At 70.5% G+C, this 23,182-nt stretch carries 23 protein-coding genes; 17 read left to right on the top strand and 6 right to left on the bottom strand.

Features of this window, described 5'->3' with window-relative positions; translation table 11 throughout:
• Positions 1 to 46: 46 nt before the first annotated feature.
• Positions 47 to 2,065 carry a threonine--tRNA ligase gene (gene thrS / locus Microterr_RS06420; protein WP_263795493.1) on the top strand — a complete coding sequence of 673 codons (2,019 nt, stop codon included), beginning with the start codon at positions 47 to 49 and terminating at the stop codon, positions 2,063 to 2,065.
• Entirely contained in the window at positions 2,062 to 2,598 is a 537-nt protein-coding gene (locus tag Microterr_RS06415; protein ID WP_263795494.1) for an HIT family protein, read from the top strand. Before thrS ends, Microterr_RS06415 begins: the two co-directional genes overlap by 4 nt.
• Positions 2,599 to 2,611: 13 nt before the next feature.
• Here the strand turns inward: Microterr_RS06415 and pdxY are convergent, their stop codons facing one another.
• Positions 2,612 to 3,463: a pyridoxal kinase PdxY gene (pdxY, locus tag Microterr_RS06410; RefSeq protein WP_263795495.1), complete on the bottom strand. Its 852-nt coding sequence runs from the start codon at positions 3,461 to 3,463 to the stop codon at positions 2,612 to 2,614.
• A gap of 7 nt (positions 3,464 to 3,470) precedes the next feature.
• The gene (locus Microterr_RS06405; protein WP_263795496.1) at positions 3,471 to 4,802 is read right to left on the bottom strand and encodes an aminotransferase class I/II-fold pyridoxal phosphate-dependent enzyme; all 1,332 of its coding nucleotides are present in this window, start codon (positions 4,800 to 4,802) and stop codon (positions 3,471 to 3,473) included.
• A 73-nt stretch (positions 4,803 to 4,875) separates the two neighbouring features.
• On the opposite strand from Microterr_RS06405, the gene pdxS reads away from it, so the two are divergent.
• Genes pdxS through Microterr_RS06390 form a run of 3 tightly spaced genes read left to right on the top strand, consistent with a single transcriptional unit; the run spans position 4,876 to position 6,946 of the window.
• Positions 4,876 to 5,766 (top strand): pyridoxal 5'-phosphate synthase lyase subunit PdxS, encoded by an 891-nt coding sequence (gene pdxS, locus Microterr_RS06400; RefSeq protein WP_263795497.1) that lies wholly within the window; start codon positions 4,876 to 4,878, stop codon positions 5,764 to 5,766.
• 48 nt (positions 5,767 to 5,814) lie between these two features.
• Positions 5,815 to 6,402, top strand: a complete 588-nt coding sequence (gene pdxT, locus Microterr_RS06395; RefSeq protein ID WP_263795498.1) for a pyridoxal 5'-phosphate synthase glutaminase subunit PdxT — start codon at positions 5,815 to 5,817, stop codon at positions 6,400 to 6,402.
• A 10-nt stretch (positions 6,403 to 6,412) separates the two neighbouring features.
• Positions 6,413 to 6,946, top strand: coding sequence for a DUF1697 domain-containing protein (locus Microterr_RS06390; RefSeq protein WP_263795499.1), 534 nt, complete (start codon positions 6,413 to 6,415; stop codon positions 6,944 to 6,946).
• Here the strand turns inward: Microterr_RS06390 and Microterr_RS06385 are convergent.
• The gene (locus Microterr_RS06385; RefSeq protein ID WP_263795500.1) at positions 6,930 to 8,315 is read right to left on the bottom strand and encodes a pyridoxal phosphate-dependent decarboxylase family protein; all 1,386 of its coding nucleotides are present in this window, start codon (positions 8,313 to 8,315) and stop codon (positions 6,930 to 6,932) included. The genes Microterr_RS06390 and Microterr_RS06385 overlap by 17 nt on opposite strands.
• Positions 8,316 to 8,463: 148 nt before the next feature.
• On the opposite strand from Microterr_RS06385, the gene Microterr_RS06380 reads away from it, so the two are divergent.
• The 9 genes from Microterr_RS06380 (at position 8,464) to Microterr_RS06340 (ending at position 17,885) form a co-directional block, all read left to right on the top strand.
• Complete coding sequence (locus tag Microterr_RS06380; RefSeq protein ID WP_263795501.1) at positions 8,464 to 9,198, top strand: hemerythrin domain-containing protein; 735 nt, start codon at positions 8,464 to 8,466, stop codon at positions 9,196 to 9,198.
• 10 nt (positions 9,199 to 9,208) lie between these two features.
• Positions 9,209 to 9,967, top strand: coding sequence for a YebC/PmpR family DNA-binding transcriptional regulator (locus Microterr_RS06375; RefSeq protein WP_263795502.1), 759 nt, complete (start codon positions 9,209 to 9,211; stop codon positions 9,965 to 9,967).
• A 69-nt stretch (positions 9,968 to 10,036) separates the two neighbouring features.
• Positions 10,037 to 10,618 carry a crossover junction endodeoxyribonuclease RuvC gene (gene ruvC / locus Microterr_RS06370; RefSeq protein ID WP_263795503.1) on the top strand — a complete coding sequence of 194 codons (582 nt, stop codon included), beginning with the start codon at positions 10,037 to 10,039 and terminating at the stop codon, positions 10,616 to 10,618.
• A gap of 46 nt (positions 10,619 to 10,664) precedes the next feature.
• Positions 10,665 to 11,288: a Holliday junction branch migration protein RuvA gene (gene ruvA / locus Microterr_RS06365; protein ID WP_263795504.1), complete on the top strand. Its 624-nt coding sequence runs from the start codon at positions 10,665 to 10,667 to the stop codon at positions 11,286 to 11,288.
• A complete protein-coding gene (gene ruvB, locus Microterr_RS06360) occupies positions 11,281 to 12,324 on the top strand; it encodes a Holliday junction branch migration DNA helicase RuvB (RefSeq protein WP_263795505.1) in 1,044 nt (347 codons plus the stop codon). The genes ruvA and ruvB overlap by 8 nt, the downstream gene beginning before the upstream one ends.
• A 66-nt stretch (positions 12,325 to 12,390) precedes the next feature.
• The gene (locus Microterr_RS06355) at positions 12,391 to 12,810 is read left to right on the top strand and encodes a preprotein translocase subunit YajC (RefSeq protein ID WP_263795506.1); all 420 of its coding nucleotides are present in this window, start codon (positions 12,391 to 12,393) and stop codon (positions 12,808 to 12,810) included.
• A 40-nt stretch (positions 12,811 to 12,850) separates the two neighbouring features.
• Complete coding sequence (gene secD, locus Microterr_RS06350) at positions 12,851 to 14,581, top strand: protein translocase subunit SecD (protein WP_263795507.1); 1,731 nt, start codon at positions 12,851 to 12,853, stop codon at positions 14,579 to 14,581.
• Positions 14,581 to 15,570 carry a protein translocase subunit SecF gene (gene secF / locus Microterr_RS06345; RefSeq protein WP_263795508.1) on the top strand — a complete coding sequence of 330 codons (990 nt, stop codon included), beginning with the start codon at positions 14,581 to 14,583 and terminating at the stop codon, positions 15,568 to 15,570. The genes secD and secF overlap by 1 nt, the downstream gene beginning before the upstream one ends.
• 62 nt (positions 15,571 to 15,632) lie before the next feature.
• Entirely contained in the window at positions 15,633 to 17,885 is a 2,253-nt protein-coding gene (locus tag Microterr_RS06340; RefSeq protein WP_263795509.1) for a RelA/SpoT family protein, read from the top strand.
• Here the strand turns inward: Microterr_RS06340 and Microterr_RS06335 are convergent.
• The 3 genes from Microterr_RS06335 to Microterr_RS06325 all read right to left on the bottom strand — a co-directional run bounded on the left by Microterr_RS06335 (position 17,855) and on the right by Microterr_RS06325 (position 20,416).
• Positions 17,855 to 18,406 carry a type IV toxin-antitoxin system AbiEi family antitoxin gene (locus tag Microterr_RS06335; protein WP_263795510.1) on the bottom strand — a complete coding sequence of 184 codons (552 nt, stop codon included), beginning with the start codon at positions 18,404 to 18,406 and terminating at the stop codon, positions 17,855 to 17,857. The two genes, Microterr_RS06340 and Microterr_RS06335, sit on opposite strands and share 31 nt — an antisense overlap.
• Positions 18,407 to 18,493: 87 nt before the next feature.
• Entirely contained in the window at positions 18,494 to 19,771 is a 1,278-nt protein-coding gene (locus Microterr_RS06330) for a DUF349 domain-containing protein (RefSeq protein ID WP_263798815.1), read from the bottom strand.
• 330 nt (positions 19,772 to 20,101) lie between these two features.
• Positions 20,102 to 20,416, bottom strand: a complete 315-nt coding sequence (locus tag Microterr_RS06325; protein WP_263795511.1) for a dioxygenase — start codon at positions 20,414 to 20,416, stop codon at positions 20,102 to 20,104.
• Between the two features lie 153 nt (positions 20,417 to 20,569).
• On the opposite strand from Microterr_RS06325, the gene Microterr_RS06320 reads away from it, so the two are divergent.
• The 3 genes from Microterr_RS06320 to Microterr_RS06310 all read left to right on the top strand — a co-directional run bounded on the left by Microterr_RS06320 (position 20,570) and on the right by Microterr_RS06310 (position 23,144).
• Complete coding sequence (locus Microterr_RS06320; protein WP_404810200.1) at positions 20,570 to 21,883, top strand: replication-associated recombination protein A; 1,314 nt, start codon at positions 20,570 to 20,572, stop codon at positions 21,881 to 21,883.
• Positions 21,884 to 22,056: 173 nt separating this feature from the next.
• Entirely contained in the window at positions 22,057 to 22,686 is a 630-nt protein-coding gene (gene rpsD / locus Microterr_RS06315) for a 30S ribosomal protein S4 (RefSeq protein WP_263795513.1), read from the top strand.
• 107 nt (positions 22,687 to 22,793) lie between these two features.
• Positions 22,794 to 23,144, top strand: a complete 351-nt coding sequence (locus Microterr_RS06310) for an ATPase (RefSeq protein ID WP_263795514.1) — start codon at positions 22,794 to 22,796, stop codon at positions 23,142 to 23,144.
• Positions 23,145 to 23,182 lie beyond the last annotated feature (38 nt).

The following is a 23,182-nucleotide window of genomic DNA, read 5'->3' as shown; positions in this document are numbered from 1 at the left end:
CGAAGCTGAGCACCACCTTCCGAGCAACCCTCCTGGAGAAGTTCCCTTGACTGACGTCGTCATCCCGTCGGACGTGCCGTACCCCGCCGACGGCTTCGCCCTGTTCCCCGATCGCTCCGTCGTCGCACTCCGCGTCAACGGCGAGCTGAAAGACCTCGCCACCGTCGTACAGTCGACGGATGCCGTCGAGCCGGTGACGATCGACAGCGCGGACGGCCTCAGCATCCTCCGTCATTCCGCCGCGCACGTGCTCGCGCAGGCGGTGCAGCGCATCAAGCCGCAGGCGAACCTGGGCATCGGGCCGCCGGTCGAGAACGGCTTCTACTACGACTTCGGCGTCGACCAGCCGTTCACGCCCGAGGACCTGAAGGCCATCGACAAGGAGATGCAGCGCATCGTCCGCGAGGGCCAGCGCTTCGTCCGCCGGGTCGTGACGGACGTCGAAGCGCGTGCCGAGCTCGCGAACGAGCCGTTCAAGCTCGAGCTCATCGACCTCGCCGGCGGGCCCGGCTCGGGTGCGCACGCGGCCGAGGGCGCCTCCGTCGAGATCGGCGCGGGCGAGCTCACCATCTACGACAACGTCGATCGCGACGGCGTGACGGTCTGGAAGGACCTCTGCCGCGGCCCGCACGTGCCCAGCACCCGGGTGATCGGCAACGGCTGGGCGCTGCAGCGGATCGCCGGCGCCTACTGGCGCGGCAGCGAGAAGAACCCGCAGCTGCAGCGCATCTACGGCACCGCGTGGCCGACCAAGGACGAGCTGCGCTCCTACCAGCAGCGCCTCGAGGAGGCCGCCAAGCGCGACCACCGGAAGCTCGGCAAGGAGCTCGACCTCTTCTCGTTCCCCGACGAGATCGGCTCCGGCCTGTCGGTATGGCACCCCAAGGGCGGCATCATCCGCCAGGAGATGGAGCAGCACGCCCTGCTGCGTCACCGCCAGGGCGGGTACACCTACGTCTACACCCCGCACATCACCAAGAAGGACCTGTTCATCAAGTCCAACCACCTCGTCACCTACAAGGAGGGCATGTTCCCGCCCATCCACCTGGACGAGGAGCGGGACGAGCAGGGCGAGGTCACGAAGCAGGGGGTCGACTACTACCTCAAGCCGATGAACTGCCCGATGCACATCCTCATCTACAAGGAGCGTGGCCGCAGCTACCGCGATCTGCCGATGCGTCTGTACGAGAACGGCACGGTCTACCGCTACGAGCTCTCCGGCGCGCTGCACGGGCTGACCCGCGTGCGCGGCTTCACCCAGGACGACTCGCACCTGTTCGTCACCCCCGAGCAGCTGGAGGACGAGGCCGAGAAGGTGCTCGACTTCGTGCTGTCGATGCTGCGCGACTTCGGCCTCACCGAGTTCGAGCTCGAGCTGTCGATGCGCGACGACGAGAAGGACAAGTGGATCGGCGACGAGGAGCACTGGGCGATGGCCACCGACGCGCTCCGTCGGGTCGCGCAGGCCTCCGGCCTGAAGCTCACCGAGGTCGCGGGCGAGGCGGCCTTCTACGGGCCGAAGATCGATCTGAAGACCAAGGACGCGCTCGGCCGCACCTGGCAGCTGTCGACGGTGCAGATCGACTTCAACCTGCCCGAGCGCTTCGAGCTCGAGTACACCGGGTCCGACGGCGAGCGTCACCGTCCCGTCATGATCCACCGCGCGCTGTTCGGCTCGGCTGAGCGGTTCTTCGCGATCCTGCTCGAGCACTACGCGGGCGCGTTCCCGGTGTGGCTCTCGCCCGTGCAGGTCGTGGGCATCCCGGTCGCCGACGAGTTCTCGGACTACCTGCAGGCGGTCATCGCCCGACTCCAGGCCGACGGCGTGCGTGCGGAGCTCGACCACAGCGACGACCGCATGCAGAAGAAGATCCGCACGCACACCACGCAGAAGGTCCCGCTCATGCTCATCGCGGGCGAGCAGGACCGCTCGGCGAACACGGTGTCGTTCCGCTTCCGCGACGGCTCGCAGACCAACGGCGTGCCGATCGACGACGCCGTGGCGCTCATCCGCGCGGCGATCGACGGCAAGGTGCTCGTGAACTCCGCGGAGGACCTGGCGTGACCGAGGAGCTCGTCGACGCCGCATCGCTCGCCGGTGTGCCCGACGGGTTCCAGCGCCTGTGGACGCCGCACCGCATGGCGTACATCAACGCCGGCGCCGACGCCATGCGCGCGGACTGCCCGTTCTGCGCGGCGCCCGGCAAGTCCGACACGGACGGCCTGATCGTGCACCGCGGCGAGACTGCGTACGTGCTCCTGAACCTGTTCCCGTACAACTCAGGGCACCTGCTCGTCTGCCCGTACCGGCACATCCCCACCTACGACCAGGCGACGCCGGAAGAGGTCGCCGAGATCGGCGCGCTGACGCAGACGGGGATGCAGGTGCTGCGCGAGATCGCGCGGTGCGACGGATTCAACATCGGCATGAACCAGGGCGCCGTCGCCGGTGCCGGCGTCGACGAGCATCTGCACCAGCACATCGTGCCGCGCTGGGCGGCGGACGCGAACTTCTTCCCGATCATCGCCAGGACGAAGGCCCTGCCGCAGCTGCTCGGCGAGGTGCGCGAGGCGGTCGCGGCCGCCTGGCCGGCCTGACCGGGGGGAGGGCTCAGCGGACCTGGGTGACCTCGAACTGCATGCTCGGGTGCGCGTAGGACTCCTGCGCCTCGATCAGCTGCAGCTCGCGCTGACCGGACACGTGCGTGCGGGTGAGCAGGTCGAACACGCTCGACGTCGTCCGCGCCAGGGCATCGGCGGCATCGCCGCTGGCAAGGTAGTGCGCGGTGAACAGCGCGGCCGTCACATCGCCCGACCCGTTCGCCTTCATCGGGATGTGCGGCGTCTGCACGATCCACGCGCCGTCGTCGGTCACCGCGAGCATCTCGATCGTGCCCGTGGGCCGGTCGGGGCGCTCGACGCTCGTGACGAGCACGGTCCGCGGGCCCATGTCGCGCGCGAGGTCGGCTGACGCGAGGGTCGACGCCAGGTCGGCCGGCTCGGTCTCGGTCAGGAAGCCGAGTTCGAACTGGTTCGGGGTGATGATGTCGGCGGCCGGCACCACGCGCTCGCGCAGCAGCACGGGAATGGCCGGAGCCACGAAGCATCCGGACTTCGCGTTGCCCATCACGGGGTCGCACGCGTACACGGCGTCGGGGTTCGCGGCCTTGACCCGCGCGACCGCGTCGAGGATGACGTCGCCGATGCCCTCGCCGCCCTGGTAGCCGGAAAGGACGACGTCGATCTCCGGGAGGACGCCGCGCTCCTCGATGCCGGTGATGACCTCGCGCACGTCGTCGGGGGAGATGAGCGGACCGCGCCACGCGCCGTATCCGGTGTGGTTCGAGAAGTTCACCGTGTAGACCGGCAGCACCTCGACGCCGATGCGCTGCAGCGGGAAGACGGCGGCGGAGTTTCCGACGTGACCGTACGCGACGGCCGACTGGATCGAGAGGATCTTCACCGCTCGATCATCCCACGCGCGAGACGGCGGACACCGCGGCTGCCACGTCCCGCGCCAGCCGTTCGGCGTCGTCGTCGTCGAGGTCGTGCACCGTCAGGCGCAGGTGGCTCGCGGCCGCGGCGTCGGCGAGCACGAACTCGTCGCCGGGGCGTGCGAGCCAGCCGCGGCGCATCAGCTGGGCGGTCACGCCGCGGGCGGGCACCGGCAGCGGCACCCACAGGTTGAGGCCGTCGCCGACCTCGGTCGGCAGGCCGTGGGCGGACAGCCTCCCGGCGAACGCCGCGTTGCGATCGGCGTAGTGCGCCGCGGCCGCGCGGATGCGCTCGAGCACGTCCGCGTCGCTCACGAGCGTGTGCGCGAGTCGCTGCAGCAGGTGGCTGACCCAGATCGTGCCGGGGCTCAGCCGCATCGCGAGCCGCTCGGCGGTCTCCGGATCGGATGCGGTGACCGCCAGGCACATGTCGGGCCCGAGGAACTTCGAGACCGAGCGGATCAGTGCCCAGCGCAGCTGCTGCGGGCCGATCAGCGAGTGGTACGGACGTGACGAGAGCATCGAGAAGTGGTCGTCTTCGATGACGAGCACGTACGGGTGGTCGGCGAGGAGCGCCCGCAGTGCCACCGCCCGCGCGGCGCTGAGGCTCGCACCGGTCGGATTCTGCGCCCGCGGCGTGCAGACGACCGCGCGCACCCCCGCCTCGAGCGCTGCCTGCAGGCCCGCCACCGTCATCCCCTCGGAGTCCACCGGGACCGGGACGGTGCGGTAGCCGCCGAGCCGCACCGTGTTCATGCTCGGCAGGAAGCACGGGTCCTCCAGCGCGACCGCGTCGTCGCGCGTGAGCGTCTGGGTGAGCAGCCGCTCGATCGCGTCGGAGGCGCCGCTGGTGACGGTGAGCCGCAGCTCGAGCGCGGGGTCGACGGCCGCGCGCATCCAGTCATGCGCCCAGCCCTCGAGCGCCCGGTCGATCACGGGCTCGCCGTACAGCACCGGCCGGCCCGCCATGCCGGCGAGGGCGGCCGACGGGTCGGGGATGAGGTCGGGGTCGGGGTTGCCCGTGCCCACGTCGCGCAGCACCGTGTCGGCCGCGTAGCCCTCCTGTGCGATCGGGTCGGGGTCGGCGATCCTCGTGCCGCCGCGGCCCTTCGAGGTGACCAGGCCCGCGAGAGCGAGCTGACGGTAGGCCGCCATCACGGTGTTGCGGTTGACGCCGAGCCGCTCGGCGAGCGCTCGGACCGGCGGGAGTGCGTCACCGGGCCGCAGCAGCCCACGTTCGCGCTGCTCGCGCACGCTCTCGACGATCTCGGATGCGGACGCCCCCGCGATCTCGCTCTGCACCGTCATCTGAGCCTCCCTGCGGCAAGTGTACGAGGTGGGACATGCTATCTTTTGGCCTAGGTCAAAGAAGGAGCCTCGCATGTCCACGCCCACCACCGGATCCTCCCGCGTCAAGCGCGGTCTCGCCGAGATGCTCAAGGGCGGCGTCATCATGGACGTCGTCACCGCCGATCAGGCGAAGATCGCCGAAGACGCCGGCGCCGTCGCCGTCATGGCGCTCGAGCGCGTGCCGGCCGACATCCGCGCCGAAGGCGGCGTCTCGCGCATGAGCGACCCCGACATGATCGACTCGATCATCGAGGCGGTCTCGATCCCGGTGATGGCCAAGGCCCGCATCGGCCACTTCGTCGAGGCGCAGATCCTGCAGGAGCTCGGTGTCGACTACATCGACGAGTCCGAGGTGCTCTCGCCCGCCGACTACGTCAACCACATCGACAAGTGGGGCTACACGGTGCCGTTCGTCTGCGGTGCGACCAACCTCGGCGAGGCGCTCCGCCGCATCAACGAGGGCGCCGCCATGATCCGCTCGAAGGGCGAGGCGGGCACCGGCGACGTGTCGGAGGCCACCAAGCACATCCGCAAGATCACCAGCGAGATCAACGTGCTGCGCTCGATGACGAAGGACGAGCTGTACGTCGCCGCGAAGGAGCTGCAGGCGCCGTACGAGCTCGTCGCCGAGGTCGCCGAGACCGGCGCCCTGCCGGTCGTGCTGTTCGTCGCCGGCGGCGTCGCGACCCCCGCGGACGCGGCGATGATGATGCAGCTCGGCGCCGACGGCGTCTTCGTCGGGTCCGGCATCTTCAAGTCGGGCAACCCGGCTGAGCGCGCAGCGGCGATCGTGAAGGCGACGACCTTCTTCGACGACCCGAAGGTCGTCGCCGAGGTGTCGCGCGGACTCGGCGAGGCCATGGTCGGCATCAACGTGTCCGACCTGCCGGCGCCGCACCGCCTCGCCGAGCGCGGCTGGTGATCTCGATACGCGGGCTGCGCCCGCTACTCGTTCCAAGGAGCAGGGAGCATGAGTCCTAGGGTCGGCGTCCTCGCCCTGCAGGGCGATGTGCGTGAGCACGCGCGCGTGCTCACCGAGCTCGGCGCGGACGTCAGCCTGGTGCGACGCCCGGACGAGCTCGCCGCCGTGCAGGGGCTGGTGATCCCCGGCGGAGAGTCGAGCGTCATCGACAAGCTGTCCCGCACGTTCGGGATGCAGCATCCGATCCGCAACGCGATCGCCGCCGGCCTGCCGGTCTACGGCACGTGCGCCGGCCTCATCCTGCTCGCCGACCGGATCACCGGCGCGATCGACGGCCAGGAGACGTTCGGCGGCCTGGACGTCGTCGTCGCCCGCAACGCCTTCGGCAGCCAGGTGGACTCGTTCGAGACGACCCTCGGGGTCGACGGCTTCGACGGGCCGCCCGTGCACGCGACGTTCATCCGCGCGCCGCTCATCACCCACGTCGGCGAGCGCGCGACGGCGATCGCGACGCTGCCGGACGGCGGCGTCGTGGCCGTGCAGCAGGGGCCTCTGCTCGGCACCTCCTTCCATCCAGAGGTGTCGGGGGAGACGCGCTTCCACGAGCGCTTCCTCGCTGTCGTGCGTGCGGCGTAGCCTGACGGGCGTGACCGAGTGGATCGCGCTCCTGCGCGGAGTGAACGTGGGCGGGATCACCGTCCGCAGCGCCGACCTGGCTGCGCTGTTCACCGAGCTCGGACTGAAGGACGTGCGCACCGTGCTCGCGAGCGGCAATGTCCGGTTCGAGGCGGATGCTGCACCCTCCCGCCGCGGGCCGCTCAAGGCCTCCATCGAGAAGGGCCTGGCCGACCGCTTCGGCTACGACGCCTGGATCCTCCTCGTCACACGTGACGAGCTGCGTGCGGCGATCGCGGGGTTCCCGTTCGACGCGTCCGACGACGGCAGGCAGCCGTGGGTGGTCTTCTGCGTCGACGCCGACACCCTCGGCGAGCTCACCTCTGCCGCGGCATCGCTCGACGCAGACGTGGATCCGGTCGCCGAAGGGCCAGGCGTCGTCTACTGGAATCCGGCGAAGGGCTCCACCACCGATACCGCCTTCGCGAAGGTGCTCGCCAAGAAGACGTTCAAGAGCCGCACCACCAATCGCAATCTGCGCACCCTGGTCAAGATCCTCGGCTGACCTGCTCCTCGGCCAGTCGTGCGATCGCCGCCACGGTGCGGTCGATGTCATCTTCCGTCGTCGCCCACGACGACATCGAGCAGCGCAGCGTCGGGTGCCCGTCCCACTCGGCTCCGGTCAGCGCCGCCGTCCCGTCCGCGAGGATCGCGGCGCCCAGCGCCCTGGTCGCGTCGTCGTCGTCGAGCCGGAACATGACCTGCGTGTAGACCACCTCGTGGACGACGGTGATCCCCGGCACACGACCTAGCCCGGCTTCGAGGCGCCGCGCGTTCGCGTGCAGCCGGTCGACGAGGGCGGCCGCGCCCTCTCGGCCGAGCGATCGGAGCGCCGCCCACACCGGCACGCCGCGCGCACGGCGAGACAGCTCGGGCGTGACGTCCCACGGGTCGAGGCTCGTGAACACGAGGTAGTCGCCGCCGGTGCGGAACATGGCGATGGAGTCGGCCGGGTCCCGGACGATCGCCATGCCGCAGTCGTACGGCACGTTGAGCGTCTTGTGGGCGTCGGTGGTCCACGAGTCCGCGCCGCCGATCCCGTCGGTGAGGTGATGCAGTGCGGGAGAAGCCGCCGCCCACAGTCCGAACGCGCCGTCGATGTGCACCCAGACGCCGTGCTCCTTGGCGAGCGGCACGAGCTCGGCCACCGGATCGAACGCGCCCGTGTGCACTTCGCCCGCCTGCAGGCAGACGATCGTCGGGATGCCGGATGCCCCCGCGAGCGCGGCGACCAGGCCGGCGGGCAGCATCCGCCCCTCGGCATCGGCCGGCACGACGGTGATCTCGTCGGCCCCGATCCCGCAGAAGCGCAGCGCCCGGTCTATCGAGCCGTGCCGGTGGGCGCCGACGATGACCCGCACGGGCGGCGCGCCGCGCAGGCCCGCTCGGGTCAGATCCCAGCCGGCGCGCCGCAGCACCGCGTGCTGCGCGATCGACAGGCACACCCAGTTCGACATCTGCGCACCCGTGACGAACCCGACCGAAGCGGTGGCAGGCAGCCCGAGCAGGTCGCAGATCCAGGCGCCCGCGATGCGCTCGAGGGCTACCGTCGCGGTCGTCATGGTGCTCGAGCCGGAGTTCTGATCCCAGGCCGAGACGAGCCAGTCGGCCGCGAGGGCCGCGGGCAGGGTGCCGCCGATCACGAATCCGAAGAACCGACCGCCCGGGATGCCGACGAGTCCGGGCGTCGCCCGGGCGGCGAGGTCGGTCACCAGGGTCTCCGCGTCGACACCCGTGTCGGCGAGCGGGCCGCCGAACTCCGCCAGCATGTCGTCGAGGGTCGCGCGAGGCCAGACGGGGCGATCATCGAGGCCGGCGAGGAACTCGAGCGCGGCTGACCGCGCAGCGCCGAGGGCGCGTTCTCGTTCGTCCATGCCGACAGTGTGCTCCGCCGGCGGCGTCTGCACCACCGGCGTGATCGCGTCGACGCAGCGGCGCCACCGCCCCGGTTGCCCGGCGGCCCACAGGCGAGTATCTTCCCCTCATCCGCGTGCCCGAGGGGACGGGCGAGGAGGTTCGCGCATGGCCACAGCACTGCCCGCATCCGGGGCCGAGCCGCCCGACGGCGCCGGCTGTCAGCCGGACGACCTCATCCTGGTCCACAACGCGTTCCGCCGGCTCTACGCGCTGCTGCCGGACGGGGTGCGCGGAACGCCGGCGCACGATCGCGCGCGCGTGGCGGCGGTGGAACGCAACGTCGCGCTGGTCAATGCGGCGCTGCACCACCACCACCGCTTCGAGGACGAGTTCTTCTGGGACACCCTGTCGACGCGGCGCCCCGCCTGCGCGATCCATGTGGACCTGATGAAGGAGCATCACGCCCAGGTGGCTGCCCTGCTCGATGCCACGCCGCCCCTCGGAGCCGCCTGGCGGGAGCAGCCGGTCGGCGCCACCGCGGAGTCCCTGGCCTCGCACCTCGCCGCCATCGGCGCGCTGCTGCGCGTGCATCTGGCCGCGGAGGAGGAGCTCATCGTCCCGGTCATCGAGCAGAGTTTCAGCCAGGCGGAGTGGGATGCGCTCGGGACCGAGGCGCAGAAGGCCTACGACCGTTCGCAGATCTTCCTGTTCTTCGGCCTGATCCAGGACTCGATGACCGAGGAGGATGCGGCCGAGCTGCTCAGCGAGGTTCCCGCGGTCATCCGTCTGCTCTACCGCCTGTACGGCCGGCGGCAGTACGAGAAGAAGCTCGACCTGCTCTCCGCGGGAACCGCGCGTCCCGGCCGGTACGACAGCGGCGTCCTCGGCGACGCACCGTAGACTGGTCGGCATGTCCGGCCACTCCAAGTGGGCGACGACGAAGCACAAGAAGGCCGTCATCGACAGCCGTCGCGCGAAGTCGTTCGCCAAGCTCATCAAGAACATCGAGGTCGCCGCCAAGCTCGGCGGTGCGGACCTCTCAGGCAACCCGACGCTCTACGACGCCGTCCAGAAGGCGAAGAAGACCTCGGTCCCCAACGACAACATCGACCGCGCGATCAAGCGCGGTGCGGGGATCGGCGGCGAGGCCGTCGAGTACACCACGATCGTCTACGAAGGCTACGGACCCAACGGCGTCGCCCTGATGATCGAGTGCCTCACCGACAACAAGAACCGCGCGGCGGCGGAGGTGCGCACGGCGCTCAGTCGCAACGGCGGCACCCTGGCCGATCCGGGCAGCGTCGCCTACAACTTCCACCGCAAGGGCGTCATCGTCGTCTCGGGCGAGGGCACCACCGAGGACGACGTCATGATGGCGGCCCTCGAGGCCGGCGCCGAGGAGATCGAGCCGCACGCGCAGGGCTTCGAGGTGCTGACCGAGCCGTCGGATCTCGTGCCTGTGCGCAAGGCGCTGCAGGACGCGGGCCTGGACTACGAGTCCGCCGACGTGGAGTTCGTGCCCTCGCTCAAGGTGGAGATCGACGCCGACACCGCCCGCAAGGTCTTCCGCCTCATCGACGCACTCGAGGACAGCGACGACGTGCAGAACGTCTTCAGCAACTTCGACCTCACCGCCGACGTGCAGGCCGAGCTCGAGAACGACGAGTAGACCCTTCCGACGGGATGCTGCGGGGCGCGCCTCGGCTCGCCTGTCGCACCTCTCGCCTAGCGTGGGGGAGTGGCAACCACCCGCAGCGGCGTCCTGAGAGTCCTGGGCATCGACCCCGGCCTCACCAGGTGCGGCGTCGGTGTCGTGGACGTCGCACGTGACCGCTCGGCGACGCTCGTGCACGTCGGAGTGGTCCGCTCGGCGCCGACCATGCCGATCGAGGAGCGCCTGGCGACGATCGCCGCGGGGCTGCGCGCCGTGATCGATGCGCACGATCCTCAGGTCGTGGCCGTCGAGCGCGTCTTCGCTCAGCACAACAGGCAGACCGTGATGGGCACCGCTCAGGCCAGCGGCATCGCGCTCCTCGTGGCCGGCGAGCGGGGACTCCCCGCGACCACGCACACCCCCACCGAGGTGAAGGCCGCCATCACCGGCTACGGCGCCGCCGACAAGCGGCAGGTGCAGACCATGGTGGCCCGGATCCTGCGCCTGGACGAGCTGCCCCAGCCGGCCGACGCGGCGGACGCCCTGGCGCTCGCGCTCTGCCACGCGTGGCGAGGCGGGGTGCGTCCGAGCGGGGCGGTCGGCGCGAGCGCGCTCACTCCTGCTCAGCGCGCGTGGGCAGACGCCGAGCGCGTCGCCCGCCGGTGAGCGTGTCGCTCGAACAAAACTGCGAACCCCTCCGTAGGCTCGATCCATGATCTCCTCACTGCGCGGCCGCGCCGTCCACGTCGACGCCGAGGCTGTCGTCGTCGAGGTCGGGGGCATCGGTCTCTCGGTTGCCGTCCCCGCGCCCACGGCACGCGCGGTCCATCTGGGCGACGAGGTGCACCTGCACACGCACCTGGTCGTGCGCGAGGATGCGCTGGCGCTGTTCGGCTTCGACAGCCGTGAGGAGCTCACGGTCTTCACCCTGCTCATCTCGGTGACCGGGGTGGGCCCGAAGTCCGCCCTCGGGGTGCTCTCGACGCTGACGGTTCCGCAGATCGCCGACGCGGTCAGCGCCGACGACGATGCGCCGTTCCGGCGCGTGTCTGGCATCGGCCCGAAGACGGCGAAGCTCATCGTCGTGCAGCTCGCCGGCAAGATCACCGCGGCGTCCGCCGTCACCGGATCGGCCGGAACGGCGACGACGCCCGATGTGATCGCGCGGGTCGCCCAGGCGCTGATGGGGCTCGGCTGGTCGGAGCGCACGGCCGCGGACGCGGTCGCGACCGTCGCCGCCGATGCGGCCCCCGCCGACCGCGCGTCGGTGCCCGCCCTGCTCCGGCTGACCCTCGCAGCATTGGGCCCGGCCCGTCAGGAGGCGGCACGTGGATGAGCTGAGGGATGCGGCGGAGCCCGTCGACGAGACGGAGCTCGCCATCGAGGGCGCACTGCGCCCGGCCTCGCTCGCGGAGTTCGTCGGGCAGCACAAGGTGCGGGGGCAGATGCAGCTGCTGCTCGACGCCGCGCGGATCCAGTCACGGCCCGCCGACCACATCCTGCTCTCCGGTCCTCCCGGTCTCGGCAAGACGACGCTCGCGATGATCGTCGCGCATGAGAGCAACCGGCCTCTGCGGATGTCCAGCGGCCCCGCGATCCAGCACGCCGGCGACCTCGCCGCGCTGCTGTCGAGCCTGACGCCGGGCGAGGTGCTCTTCATCGACGAGGTGCACCGGATGGCGCGCTCCGCCGAGGAGATGCTCTACCTCGCGATGGAGGACTTCCGCATCGACATCATGGTCGGCAAGGGAGCCGGGGCCACCAGCATCCCGCTCGACCTCGCGCCGTTCACCCTCGTCGGCGCCACCACGCGCTCCGGGCTGCTGCCCAACCCGCTGCGCGACCGCTTCGGCTTCACCGCGCACCTCGAGTACTACGAGCCTGCGGAGCTCGAGCGCGTGCTCGAGCGCTCGGCGGCGATGCTCGGCGTGACCCTGCCGCCGCAGGCGCGGGCGGAGATCGCGCGCCGCTCGCGGGGGACTCCGCGCATCGCGAACCGGCTGCTGCGGCGCGTGCGCGACTACATCATCGTGTACGGCGACCCGTCGACGGGCTCAGGGGCCGGAGCGACGGAGGCGATCGTCGATGCCGCGCTCGACCTGTACGACGTCGACCGGATCGGCCTGGATCGCCTCGACCGTGCCGTACTGGACGCCGTGGTGCGGCGCTTCCGCGGCGGCCCCGTCGGGCTCAGCACCCTCGCCGTCACGGTGGGGGAGGAGGCCGAGACCATCGAGTCGGTCGTCGAGCCGTATCTCGTGCGCATCGGCTTCCTCGGGCGGACGCCGCGCGGGCGTGTCGCGACCCCCGAGGCATACGAGCATCTCGGCGTTCCGCACGGCGACTCAGCGCTGAGATTCGATGACCTATAATCGCTGAAGGCTCACGAGCCCCTCTGCGCGGCCTCTCGCGCGCCTCCCCGAAAGGTTTGTCCCCTCATGGCTGATTGGATTCTGCCTGGCCTTCTGGTCGTGCTCCTCGTCTTCATGTTCTGGAGCTCGCGTCGTCGCATGGCGAAGCAGAAGCTCGAGCAGGAGGAGAAGGCGAACCAGACCGTTCCCGGCGCCGAGGTCCTGCTGCAGGGCGGCCTCTACGGCACGATCGTCTCGTTCGACCCCGAGAACCTCGACCAGCCCGCGATCGTCGAGCTCGCTCCGGGCGTCGAGATCAAGGTGCACAGCCAGGCGATCCTGCGCGTCGTGACGCCGACCGTCGTCGAGGAGGGCGCAGACGCCCCCGAGATCGAGACGATCTCCGAGACCGACGCACCTGAGATCGAGACGATCGAGGAGACCCGTGCGCGTCTCGACGACGAGAGCACGCCCGACACCGATCCCGGAACCAAGCCTCAGGCCTGACCCGCTCGCCCGTCAGGGCACCCGAGAAAGCTGACCCCTCGTGGCGACATCCACCCCCGTCCGGCACGCCTGGCGCGCGCTGACCGCTCTGCTGGTGATCACCGCTGTCCTGTTCGGCATCAACGCCCTCGGCGTCTATGTCTTCAAGGGCAGCTCGTGGACGCCGGAACTCGCCCTGGATCTCCAGGGCGGCACGCAGATCATCCTCGAAGCGCAGACCGCGGACGGCACCGCTCCCACGTCGGAGCAGCTGGACCAGGCCGTGACGATCATCCGTCAGCGCGTCGACGCCTCCGGCGTCGGCGAGGCGGATGTCACCACCGAGGGCGGCAAGAACATCGTCGTCCAGATCCCCGGTCAGGCCGACGAGGAGACCCGCCAGCGGATCGAGGCGGCGGCACAGCTGCAGCTGCGCGCCGTGCTCTACGCCGGCGCTCCCGCCACCACTTTCGTGGGTGAGGACGGCGAGGAGACTCCGTACCCGACGCCGGACCCGACGCTGAACTCCACGCCGACGGCCTCGCCGACGAACGGCAGCGACCCCGCGTGGATCACCGACGCGCTGTACGCCGAGTACCTCGCGTACGACTGCACCGACCCGGCGAACGATCCGGCATCGGCGCCGGAGGACGAGCCGCTGATCACGTGCGACGCGGACAACACGGTGAAGTACATCCTCGGACCGGTGGAGCTCGACGGCACCTCGATCACCGACGCGAGCGCCGGCCTCGAGCAGACCAGCGGCCAGTGGGTCGTCAACATCAAGTTCGACGACGCGGGCACGAAGACCTTCGGCAAGATCAGCGAGCGGCTCTACGGCGCCGAGGCTCCGCTGAACCAGTTCGCCTTCGTGCTCGACGGATCGGTGCTCTCTGCGCCGTCCATGAACGCCATCATCCTCGGCGGCAACCCGAGCATCTCGGGCAGCTTCACGCAGGAGACGGCGCAGGCGCTCGGCGACCAGCTCAAGTACGGCGCCCTGCCGCTGAGCTTCGAGGTCGTCAGCTCCGACACGATCTCGGCGACGCTCGGCTCGCAGCAGCTGCAGATCGGCCTCATCGCCGGCCTCATCGGCCTCGTGCTGGTCGCGATCTACTCGCTGATCAGCTACCGGGCCCTCGGCTTCGTCATCATCGCGTCGCTCGCGGTGATGGGCATCCTGACGTACGTGATGCTCTGCATCCTCGGCTGGCGCCTCGGATTCCGCCTGTCGCTGGCCGGTGTCGCCGGTCTGATCGTGACCATCGGCTTCACCGCCGACTCGTTCATCGTCTACTTCGAACGCATCCGAGATGAGCTGCGCGACGGGAAGTCGATCACCGGCGCCGTCGAGGACGGGTGGGGTCGCGCGAAGCGCACGATCTACATCTCGAAGTCGATCAACATCCTCGCCGCCGTGGTGCTGTACATCCTCGCCGACGCGACGGTGAAGGGCTTCGCGTTCACGCTCGGCCTCACCACCGCGCTCGACATCCTGATCTTCATCCTGTTCACGCACCCGGTGATGCAGCTGCTGGCGCGCACCAGGTTCTTCGGATCCGGTCACCCGCTCTCCGGGCTCGACCCGACCGCGCTCGGCGCGGTGTACCGCGGGCGCGCGCAGTTCCGGGCGCCCTCGGCGGCCGCGCCGAAGACCGCGGCTGAGCGCCGCAACGCGAAGTCGCGCGGGGAGGCGGAGCGCAGGCAGACGATCGCCGAGCGCAAGCAGGCCGCCCTCGCGGCCACCGATGCTCCGAAACCCGGCTCGAAGACCCAGGAGGGAGAAGACTGATGCGCTCCATGAGCCAGCTCGGCAACGACCTGTACACCGGAAAGACCTCGTTCCCCTTCGTGGGACGCCGGCGCCTGTGGTTCCTCATCGCGGCACTCCTCGTCATCGGCTCGGTCCTCGTGCCGCTGGTGCGGCCGATCCAGTTCTCGATCGAGTTCACCGGTGGGTCGCAGTTCACCGTCTCGAGCCTCTCCAACCCCGATCAGGCGCTGGCGACCGAGGCCGTGCAGTCGGTCGTCCCCGACGCCCACACGAAGGTGACCACCGTCGGCGACAGCGCCGTCCGCGTGCAGACCGACCAGATGTCGCCCGACGACACCCAGGCCGTCACCGCCGCGCTCGCCGACATCTACGGCGTCGACGAGAGCGAGGTCACGTCCTCCTTCATCGGCCCGAGCTGGGGCGCTGACGTCACGCGGCAGTCGCTGTGGGGTCTCGCGATCTTCCTCGCGCTGACATTCCTCATCCTCGCGCTGTACTTCCGCACCTGGAAGATGTCCGCGGCCGCCATCATCGGCGTCGTCGACGTGCTCATCATCACGATCGGCATCTACGCCCTGTGCGGCTTCGAGATCTCCCCTGCCGCCGTGATCGGATTCCTGACGATCCTGGCCTACTCGCTGTACGACACGACGGTCGTCTTCGACAAGATCCGTGAGAACACACAGGAGGACGGCGAGGTGTCCGGGCGCACGTTCGGCGAATCGGTGAACCTGGCCGTGAACCAGACGCTGATCCGCTCGATCAACACGACCGTCGTCGCCATCCTCCCGGTGGGCGCGATCCTGTTCATCGGCGCCTTCGCGCTCGGCGCGCAGACCCTCAGCGACATCTCGCTGTCGATCTTCGTCGGCATCATCGTCGCGGCCTACTCGACGCTGTTCGTCGCCGCCCCGCTGTACTCGCTGTTCCGTGAGAACGAGCCGGGCCTCGCCGAGCGCGACGCCCGCATTCTCGCGGCTCGCGAGCGCGCGATCGCCCCGGCCTGAGCGGCCGGGGCGCCGGCGGCCCGGGCGTAGGATTGACCGGAACAGCGGAGGGGAGGGATCGGATGGCCGAGACCGTCCCGCCCGCCCAGTCCTCCTCACTGCGGCGGCTGGTGCCGCGCATCTTCTCCCGGTCTGCGCGCCGCGACGACGTCGAGCAGCTGCTGCGCACCGTGCGCACCCACCACCCCAAGGGCGACCTCTCGATCATCGAGCGCGCCTACACGGTGGCTGCCCAGGCGCACTCCGGTCAGGCGCGGCAGAGCGGTGAGCCCTACATCACCCATCCGCTCGCTGTCGCGCAGATCCTCGCCGACCTGGGCCTCGGTCCGAAGGCCATCGCGGCCGCCCTGCTCCACGACACGGTGGAAGACACCGGGTACGGCCTCGATGAGCTGACCGCCGAGTTCGGCGACGAGGTCGCCCTGCTCGTCGACGGGGTCACCAAGCTCGACAAGGTCAAGTACGGCGAGAGCGCCCAAGCCGAGACGGTCCGCAAGATGATCGTGGCGATGTCGCGCGACATCCGGGTGCTGCTCATCAAGCTCGCCGACCGACTGCACAACGCGCGCACGTGGGGCTTCGTCCCGCCCGAGAAGGCGGCGAAGAAGGCCACCGAGACCCTCGAGATCTACGCGCCGCTCGCGCACCGGCTGGGTATCCAGACCGTCAAGTCCGAGCTCGAGGACCTCTCGTTCGCAGTGCTGCACCCCAAGCTGTACGCCGAGATCGAGGGGCTGGTCAAGCAGCGCACCCCGCAGCGCGAGCAGTACGTGCACAACGTGATCGAGGCGGTCGACACCGACCTGCGCGAGCTCCGCATCCGCGGCCGCGTGATGGGCCGCCCCAAGCAGCTGTACTCCGTCTACCAGAAGATGGTGGTGCGCGGCCGCGAGTTCGACGACATCTACGACCTGATCGGGATCAGGGTGCTCGTGACGAGCGTGCGCGACTGCTACGCGGTCCTCGGCGCCATCCACGCCAGGTGGACGCCGCTGCCCGGCCGGTTCAAGGACTACATCGCGACCCCGAAGTTCAACCTCTACCAGTCGCTGCACACCACGGTGATCGGCCCGGGCGGGCGCACGGTCGAGATCCAGATCCGCACGAACGAGATGCACCAGCAGGCCGAGTACGGCGTCGCGGCGCACTGGAAGTACAAGGAGCAGGTCAACGGCGGCAAGCCGGGCGGCAAGTCTCTCGACAACGACATGGCGTGGCTCGCGCACATCTCCGACTGGCAGGCCGAGACGGCCGATCCCGGCGAGTTCCTCGACTCGCTGCGGTTCGAGATCGGCGCCAAGGAGGTCTACGTCTTCACGCCGAAGGGTCGGGTCATCGGGCTGCCCGCCGGCGCGACTCCCGTCGACTTCGCCTACGCCGTGCACACCGAGATCGGCCACCGCACGATGGGCGCGAAGGTCAACGGCCGGCTCGTGCCGCTGGAGACCGAGCTCGGCAGCGGAGACGTGGTCGAGGTGTTCACCTCGAAGAACCCGGATGCGGGTCCCAGCCAGGACTGGCTCGGCTTCGTCCGCAGCACCCGCGCACGCAACAAGATCCGCGGATGGTTCACGAAGGAGCGCCGCGAAGAGGCGATCGAGCAGGGCAAGGAGGCGATCGCCCGCGCGATGCGACGGCAGAACCTGCCGCTGCAGAAGCTGATGAGCCAGGACTCGTTCACCGAGGTCGCGCACCAGCTGCGCTACGAGGACGTCTCCGCGCTGTACGCGGCGGTCGGCGAAGGGCACGTGTCGACGCAGTCCGTCATCGAGAAGGTCACCGCGCTGGTCAGCGCCGACGAGGACACCTCCACCGGCGCCCTCGAGCTGCCCGCGATCGGACGCTCCCGCCAGTCCCGCAACTCCGATTCCGGTGTGCTCGTGCGCGGCGCTCCCGACATCCTGGTGAAGCTCGCGAAGTGCTGCACGCCGGTGCCGGGCGACGAGATCGTCGGCTTCGTCACCCGCGGCAGCGGTGTCTCCGTGCACAGGACGGACTGCACGAACGTGAAGTCCCTGATGACCGACGCCGAACGCCTCATCGACGTGGAGTGGGCGCCCACGACCAAGAGCGTGTTCCTGGTGCAGATCCAGGTCGAGGCGCTCGACCGGTCCGGGCTCCTCAGCGACGTCACCCGGGTGCTCAGCGAGCACCATGTGAACATCCTGTCCGCCACCGTCTCGACCACCAACGACCGGCTGGCCCTGAGCAAGTTCGTCTTCGAGATGGGCGACATCGTGCACCTCGACCGGGTGCTGAACGCGGTGCGCCGCATCGACGCGGTCTACGACGTGTACCGCGTCACCTCGTCCTGACGCAGCATCCGCAGCGCCTTCGCCTTTCCGGGCAGCGGTCCGTGCTCCGACAGCCACGCGACGGCCCCGCTGCGCACGCGCGGCATCGCGTCGGCCATCGCGGCGGCTGCGGCCTGGTACCGTGGATCGGCGATGCGCGCGAGGTCGGCGAGCGTCCGCGGGGGAGCGGTGACCCACACGCCGCCGATCCTGACCAGATCGGCGGGATCCACCTGGAGGTCGCGGTACACGATGCGCCGACCGAGGACGTGGTGCAGTCGCCGGCTCGCCGCACGCTGCACGGTGTGCCGCCCCGGCGGGTCAGGGAGCACGCCGTGGATCCAGGCCGCGCTCAGGTGCGTGGCCGCCAGGTCGGCGCCGAGCAGCTCCGACAGCGACCCCGCCCGCAGGGCGGCTGTCTCGACCGCGTCCGCCGGGATGTATCCCTCGCCGAGATCGACGAGGTGGCCGTCGAGGCAGGCCGCCGTCAGCTCGGCCGTCGAAAGCCGGTCACCCGCGAAGTACAGGAACGGCGACCCCATACCGCGAGTGTGCCGGAGCGGCCGCGCCGACGGCGGGGCCGTCCGCTCTCTGTGGAGAACCGGACAGCCCGCCCGTCGGGGGAGAGGTCAGCCGCCGAGCGCCTTGAGCCACGCCTGACGCGCGCTGAGCGCCTCGCGGGCCGCCGCGATCGCGGCCTTGTCGCCTGAGGCCTCCGCGGTGGCCAGCTCGGTCTCGAGCTTGGCGATCGCGTCGGTGAGCTGTCGCGTCATGTCGTTGGCGCGCGCCTTGGTCTCGGGGTTGTTGCGCTTCCAGTCGGTGTCCTCGCGCTGGCGCACGGCGAGCTCGATCTTGCGCAGCTCGTCATCCAGCGCGCGCTCCTTGTCGCGCGGGAAGATGCGTCCGATGTCGTCCCAGCGCCGCTGGACGGCGGTGAGGAGCGAGCGCGCCTTGGCGGTGTCGGACTCGTCGCCGATCACGCGTGCCTCGTCGAGCAGCGCCGACTTGGCCTCGATCTTCTCGACCGAGGCCGCGGCGTCGGCCGCCTCCCGCTCGCCGCGCGCGCTGTAGAGCGCATCGCCCGCGGCCTTGAAGCGCGCCCACAGTGCATCGTCGGCCTTCTTGCCTGCGCGTCCGGCGGACTTCCAGTCCTCGAGCAGGTCACGGTAGGCGCCGATCGCGTCCTCGCCGCGGGGGGCGAGGGCCTCGGCGCGCTCCACCAGCCGCGCCTTGCGGTCGCGGGCTGCCTTGTGGGTCTCGTCGAGCTCGGCGTAGAACTCACGGCGGTGCTTGTCTACGATGGCGCGCGCGTCGCGGAATCGCTTCCAGAGCTGCTGCGCGATCGACTTCGGCAGGCGCGGGCCGTTCTGCTGGTGGTTCTGCCACTGGTCGAACAGCGAGGTGAGGTCGGCAGAGGCCTGCTTCCACTGCACGCCGCGCGGATCGCGCGCGGCGAGGGCCTCGGCCTTCTCGACGAGGTCGGTGCGGAAGCGGATGGCCTCGTCGACCGCTTCGCGAGCGGCGGCCGCTTCGGTCTCGGATGCGGCTGCCAGCGAATCGGTGAGCGCTGCGAGTCGTGCGTCGAGCCCGGCCAGGTCACCGACCGCGGAGGCGCCGACCACTTTCTCGCGCAGACCGGATGCGGTCGAGCGGAGGTCGGACGCGGACGCGCCGCCACGACGGTGGCGGACCTCGAGCAGGCTGACCTCTGCGGCCAGATCGGCGTACTTGCGCTCGAAGTAGGCGAGCGCCTCGGCGGGGGAGCCGTCGGGGAACTGGCCCACCTCGCGCCACTGGTCGCCCTCACGCACCGAGACGGTGCCGTCATCGGTGACACGACCCCACGGCTCCTCGGCGGGGCGCGGCTTCGGAGCCACCCCCGATCCGGAGGGACGCGGCCGGGGCATCGGCGACGGCGACGGAACCGGCGCCTTCGGGACCACGGGAGCCTCCTCGGCGGGGGCCTCCTCGGCGGGGGCCTCCTCGGCGGGAGCCTCCTCGACGGGAGCTTCCTCGGCGGGAGCCTCCTCGGCGGGGTTCTCCGCCGTCACGGGAGCCTCCTCGGCGGGGGCCTCCTCGGCGGGGGCCTCCTCGGCGGGGGCCTCCTCGGCGGGAAGGTCGGGAGTGGGGTCTGCTGCGGCAGTCACGAAAATGCACCTCATCACGGCTCACGCCGTCTGCGGGGGATGGACGGCCCCAGCCTAGTACGGAGCAGTCCGCCCGCTCAGGCCGATCCGCTACGGCGTGACGGTGGGCGAGGGGGTGGCGGAGCCGGTGGGCGCCGGCGTGGCGGTCTCCGTCGACGTGGGAGTGGGCGTCGCGACCGGCGCGGTCGCCGACGGCGTCGGCGTCGGTGTGCCCGGCCCCGCGGTGAAGTAGAGCGTCTGCGCACCGAGCACGGCGAGGATCAGCACACTGCCCGCGACGCCCGCGATCACGTTGTCGCGCGTGCGGCGCCGCTGCTGCCCCTCGTGCAGCTGCTGACGCGCCTGGTACACGCGTGCACGTTCCCGCGCTTCACGCGCGGCGCGATCCTTGCCCACTGCGGCCACGGGTCCTCCCTCGTCTCCGGGAGACCCCGGCTGGTCGATCCTACGCATCCGCGTCGAGGCGCTCCAAACCCCGACGTCGCCCGCGGCGGCTAGCCTGGACGGGTGAGTTCTCCGACCGCGCTCTTCCAGGGGCAGACGCCCCTCGCGGTGCGGATGCGGCCGGTCTCGCTCGATGAAGTCGCGGGGCAGTCCCACCTCCTCCGACGCGGTTCTGCACTCGTCGCGCTGGCCAGCCCCGACACGACCACGACCGCCACGTCGGTCATCCTCTGGGGGCCGCCGGGCACGGGCAAGACGACGCTCGCCCAGGCGATCGCACGCTCGTCGGGTCGGCGCTTCGTCGAGCTCTCCGCCGTCACCGCCGGCGTCCGCGACGTGCGCGAGGTCATGCAGGACGCACTGACCCAGCGCGACCTGTACGGGCAGTCGACGATCCTCTTCCTCGATGAGATCCACCGCTTCACCAAGGCCCAGCAGGACGCCCTGCTCCCCGGTGTCGAGAACGGCTGGGTCGTCCTGATCGCCGCGACCACCGAGAACCCGTCGTTCTCGGTCATCTCGCCTCTGCTGTCGCGATCGCTGCTGCTCACCCTTCGCCCGCTGACCGACGACGACCTCGGGATGCTGATCGACCGCGCCGTCGACGACCCGCGCGGCCTCGCCGGTGCCGTGACTCTGCTGCCCGAGGCGCGCGACGCCCTCGTGCGGCTGTCCTCGGGCGACGCACGCCGTGCGCTCACCGCTCTGGAGGCCGCAGCATCCGTCGCCGGCCCCGCGCCGGACGACGACGAGCCCCCGGCAGATACGGCGACCGACGGCGCTGAGGCCGTTCCCGAGGTGACCGCCGACCACGTCGCGCAGGCGGTCGACCGCGCGCTGCTGCGCTACGACCGGCAGGGCGACGAGCACTACGACGTCATCAGCGCGTTCATCAAGTCGATCAGGGGCTCTGACGTCGACGCGGCCATGCACTACCTCGCCCGCATGATCGAGGCGGGGGAGGACCCGCGCTTCATCGCCCGCCGCCTCATCATCTCGGCCGCGGAGGACATCGGCCTCGCCGACCCGCAGGCGCTCCCGCTCGCCGTCGCCGCCGCCGATGCCGTCCAGTTCATCGGCATGCCGGAGGGTCGCATCCCGCTCGCCGAGGCCACCGCCTATCTCGCGACCACGGCCAAGTCGAACGCCGCCTACCTCGCGATAGACAAGGCCATCGCCGATGTGCGCTCCGGCGGCTTCGGGCGCGTGCCGCCGCCGCTGCGCGATGCGCACTATCCGGGCGCCAAGCGGCTGGGCCACGGCAAGGGCTACCGGTACCCCCACGACTCCGAGATCGGCGTCGTCGCGCAGCAGCATCTGCCCGACGAACTGCGCGGCCGGCGCTACTACGAGCCCACGAACCACGGCTCCGAGCGCGACGTGCAGGCGAGGCTGGAGAAGATCCGCCGCATCCTCGACGGCGAATAGCCCCCTGCGCCGGCTCTGGTAGACTTAATCGGCTCGAAACGGAGTTTTCGGGCATCCCCTCTCTTCTTGACCGACCTTCCGGCATGCCCCGGCGTGCAGTCCGGACAGGGCGAGGAGAGGCGATACGTCCGCGAGTCGTGAAAGACACGACCGCGTCATCGGAAGGATCCTTCGTGGCAACGAAGTCCCAGGACCGCCGCAAGGTGCGCCTCTCGCGCGCCCTCGGCATTCCACTGACCCCCAAGGCCGCCCGCTACCTCGAGAAGCGTCCCTACGCTCCCGGCGAGCACGGCCGCACCAAGCGCAAGCAGGACAGCGACTACGCCGTCCGTCTCCGCGAGAAGCAGCGTCTGCGTGAGCAGTACGGCATCCGCGAGAAGCAGATGCGCAACACGTTCAACGAGGCCCGCCGCAAGGACGGCCTGACCGGTGAGAACCTGGTCGAGCTGCTCGAGATGCGTCTGGACGCCCTCGTGCTGCGTGCCGGCCTCGCCCGCACCACCGCGCAGGCCCGCCAGCTGGTCGTGCACCGTCACATCCTCGTCGACGGCCAGACCGTCGACCGCCCGTCCTTCCGCGTGAAGCCGGGTCAGCTCATCCACGTCAAGGCCAAGAGCGAGGGCACCGAGCCCTTCCAGGTCGCAGCCGCCGGCGGTCACGCCGAGGTCCTGCCTCCCGTTCCCGGCTACCTCGAGGTCGAGCTCGACAAGCTGCAGGCGCGCCTCGTGCGTCGCCCCAAGCGCGCCGAGGTCCCCGTGACCTGCGACGTCCAGCTCGTCGTCGAGTACTACGCCGCTCGCTAAGAGCACCTCTCGCTCGTTCGAGCGGAGCCGAAGGGCGTCGGGGAGACCCGGCGCCCTTCGTCGTTCTACGATGGGGGAGGCCGCGCCCGCGGCGGAGGAGTGGTGACATGAAGAAGTTCGTGTGGTTCGTGCTCGGCATCGCCGGCGGATTCATCGCCGCCCACTTCCTGAACAAGGACCCCCGCGGCCACGAGCTGCTCGCCGAGGTCGATGCGCGCATCACCGAGTTCACCGATCGCATCGGCGACGCCTACCGCGAGCAGGAGGCCCGGTTCTCGGGCCTCGTCTCCGACGCGAAGGATGCCGCATCCGCCGCCGTCGACAAGGCACAGGACGTCGCCTCGGCCGCCGCGGACAAGGTGCAGGAGGCGACCGCGGCCGCCGCCGATGCCGCCCAGGACGCCGCAGCCGCCGCCGCGAACGCCGTGCAGAGCGCCGCCGCCAAGCTCGACGACTGACCACCCCGACTTCCGCCCCACCCGGGGCAGACGCACGC

The organism is Microbacterium terricola, from assembly GCF_027943945.1.
Classification (GTDB): domain Bacteria; phylum Actinomycetota; class Actinomycetes; order Actinomycetales; family Microbacteriaceae; genus Microbacterium; species Microbacterium terricola.
This window is presented reverse-complemented; position numbering and strand designations above follow the sequence as displayed.

Bases quoted from the DNA above. Each gene is read 5' to 3' on its own strand.
- Microterr_RS06405 (WP_263795496.1), bottom strand. From the start codon at position 4,802: ATGACGGTGCAGAGCGAGATCGCGGGGGCGTCCGCATCCGAGATCGTC.
- pdxS (WP_263795497.1), top strand. From the start codon at position 4,876: ATGTCCACGCCCACCACCGGATCCTCCCGCGTCAAGCGCGGTCTCGCC.
- pdxT (WP_263795498.1), top strand. From the start codon at position 5,815: ATGAGTCCTAGGGTCGGCGTCCTCGCCCTGCAGGGCGATGTGCGTGAG.
- Microterr_RS06385 (WP_263795500.1), bottom strand. From the start codon at position 8,315: ATGGACGAACGAGAACGCGCCCTCGGCGCTGCGCGGTCAGCCGCGCTC.
- Microterr_RS06380 (WP_263795501.1), top strand. From the start codon at position 8,464: ATGGCCACAGCACTGCCCGCATCCGGGGCCGAGCCGCCCGACGGCGCC.
- Microterr_RS06375 (WP_263795502.1), top strand. From the start codon at position 9,209: ATGTCCGGCCACTCCAAGTGGGCGACGACGAAGCACAAGAAGGCCGTC.
- ruvA (WP_263795504.1), top strand. From the start codon at position 10,665: ATGATCTCCTCACTGCGCGGCCGCGCCGTCCACGTCGACGCCGAGGCT.
- Microterr_RS06355 (WP_263795506.1), top strand. From the start codon at position 12,391: ATGGCTGATTGGATTCTGCCTGGCCTTCTGGTCGTGCTCCTCGTCTTC.
- secF (WP_263795508.1), top strand. From the start codon at position 14,581: ATGCGCTCCATGAGCCAGCTCGGCAACGACCTGTACACCGGAAAGACC.
- Microterr_RS06340 (WP_263795509.1), top strand. From the start codon at position 15,633: ATGGCCGAGACCGTCCCGCCCGCCCAGTCCTCCTCACTGCGGCGGCTG.
- Microterr_RS06335 (WP_263795510.1), bottom strand. From the start codon at position 18,406: ATGGGGTCGCCGTTCCTGTACTTCGCGGGTGACCGGCTTTCGACGGCC.
- Microterr_RS06330 (WP_263798815.1), bottom strand. From the start codon at position 19,771: ATGCCCCGGCCGCGTCCCTCCGGATCGGGGGTGGCTCCGAAGCCGCGC.
- Microterr_RS06320 (WP_404810200.1), top strand. From the start codon at position 20,570: ATGCGGCCGGTCTCGCTCGATGAAGTCGCGGGGCAGTCCCACCTCCTC.
- Microterr_RS06310 (WP_263795514.1), top strand. From the start codon at position 22,794: ATGAAGAAGTTCGTGTGGTTCGTGCTCGGCATCGCCGGCGGATTCATC.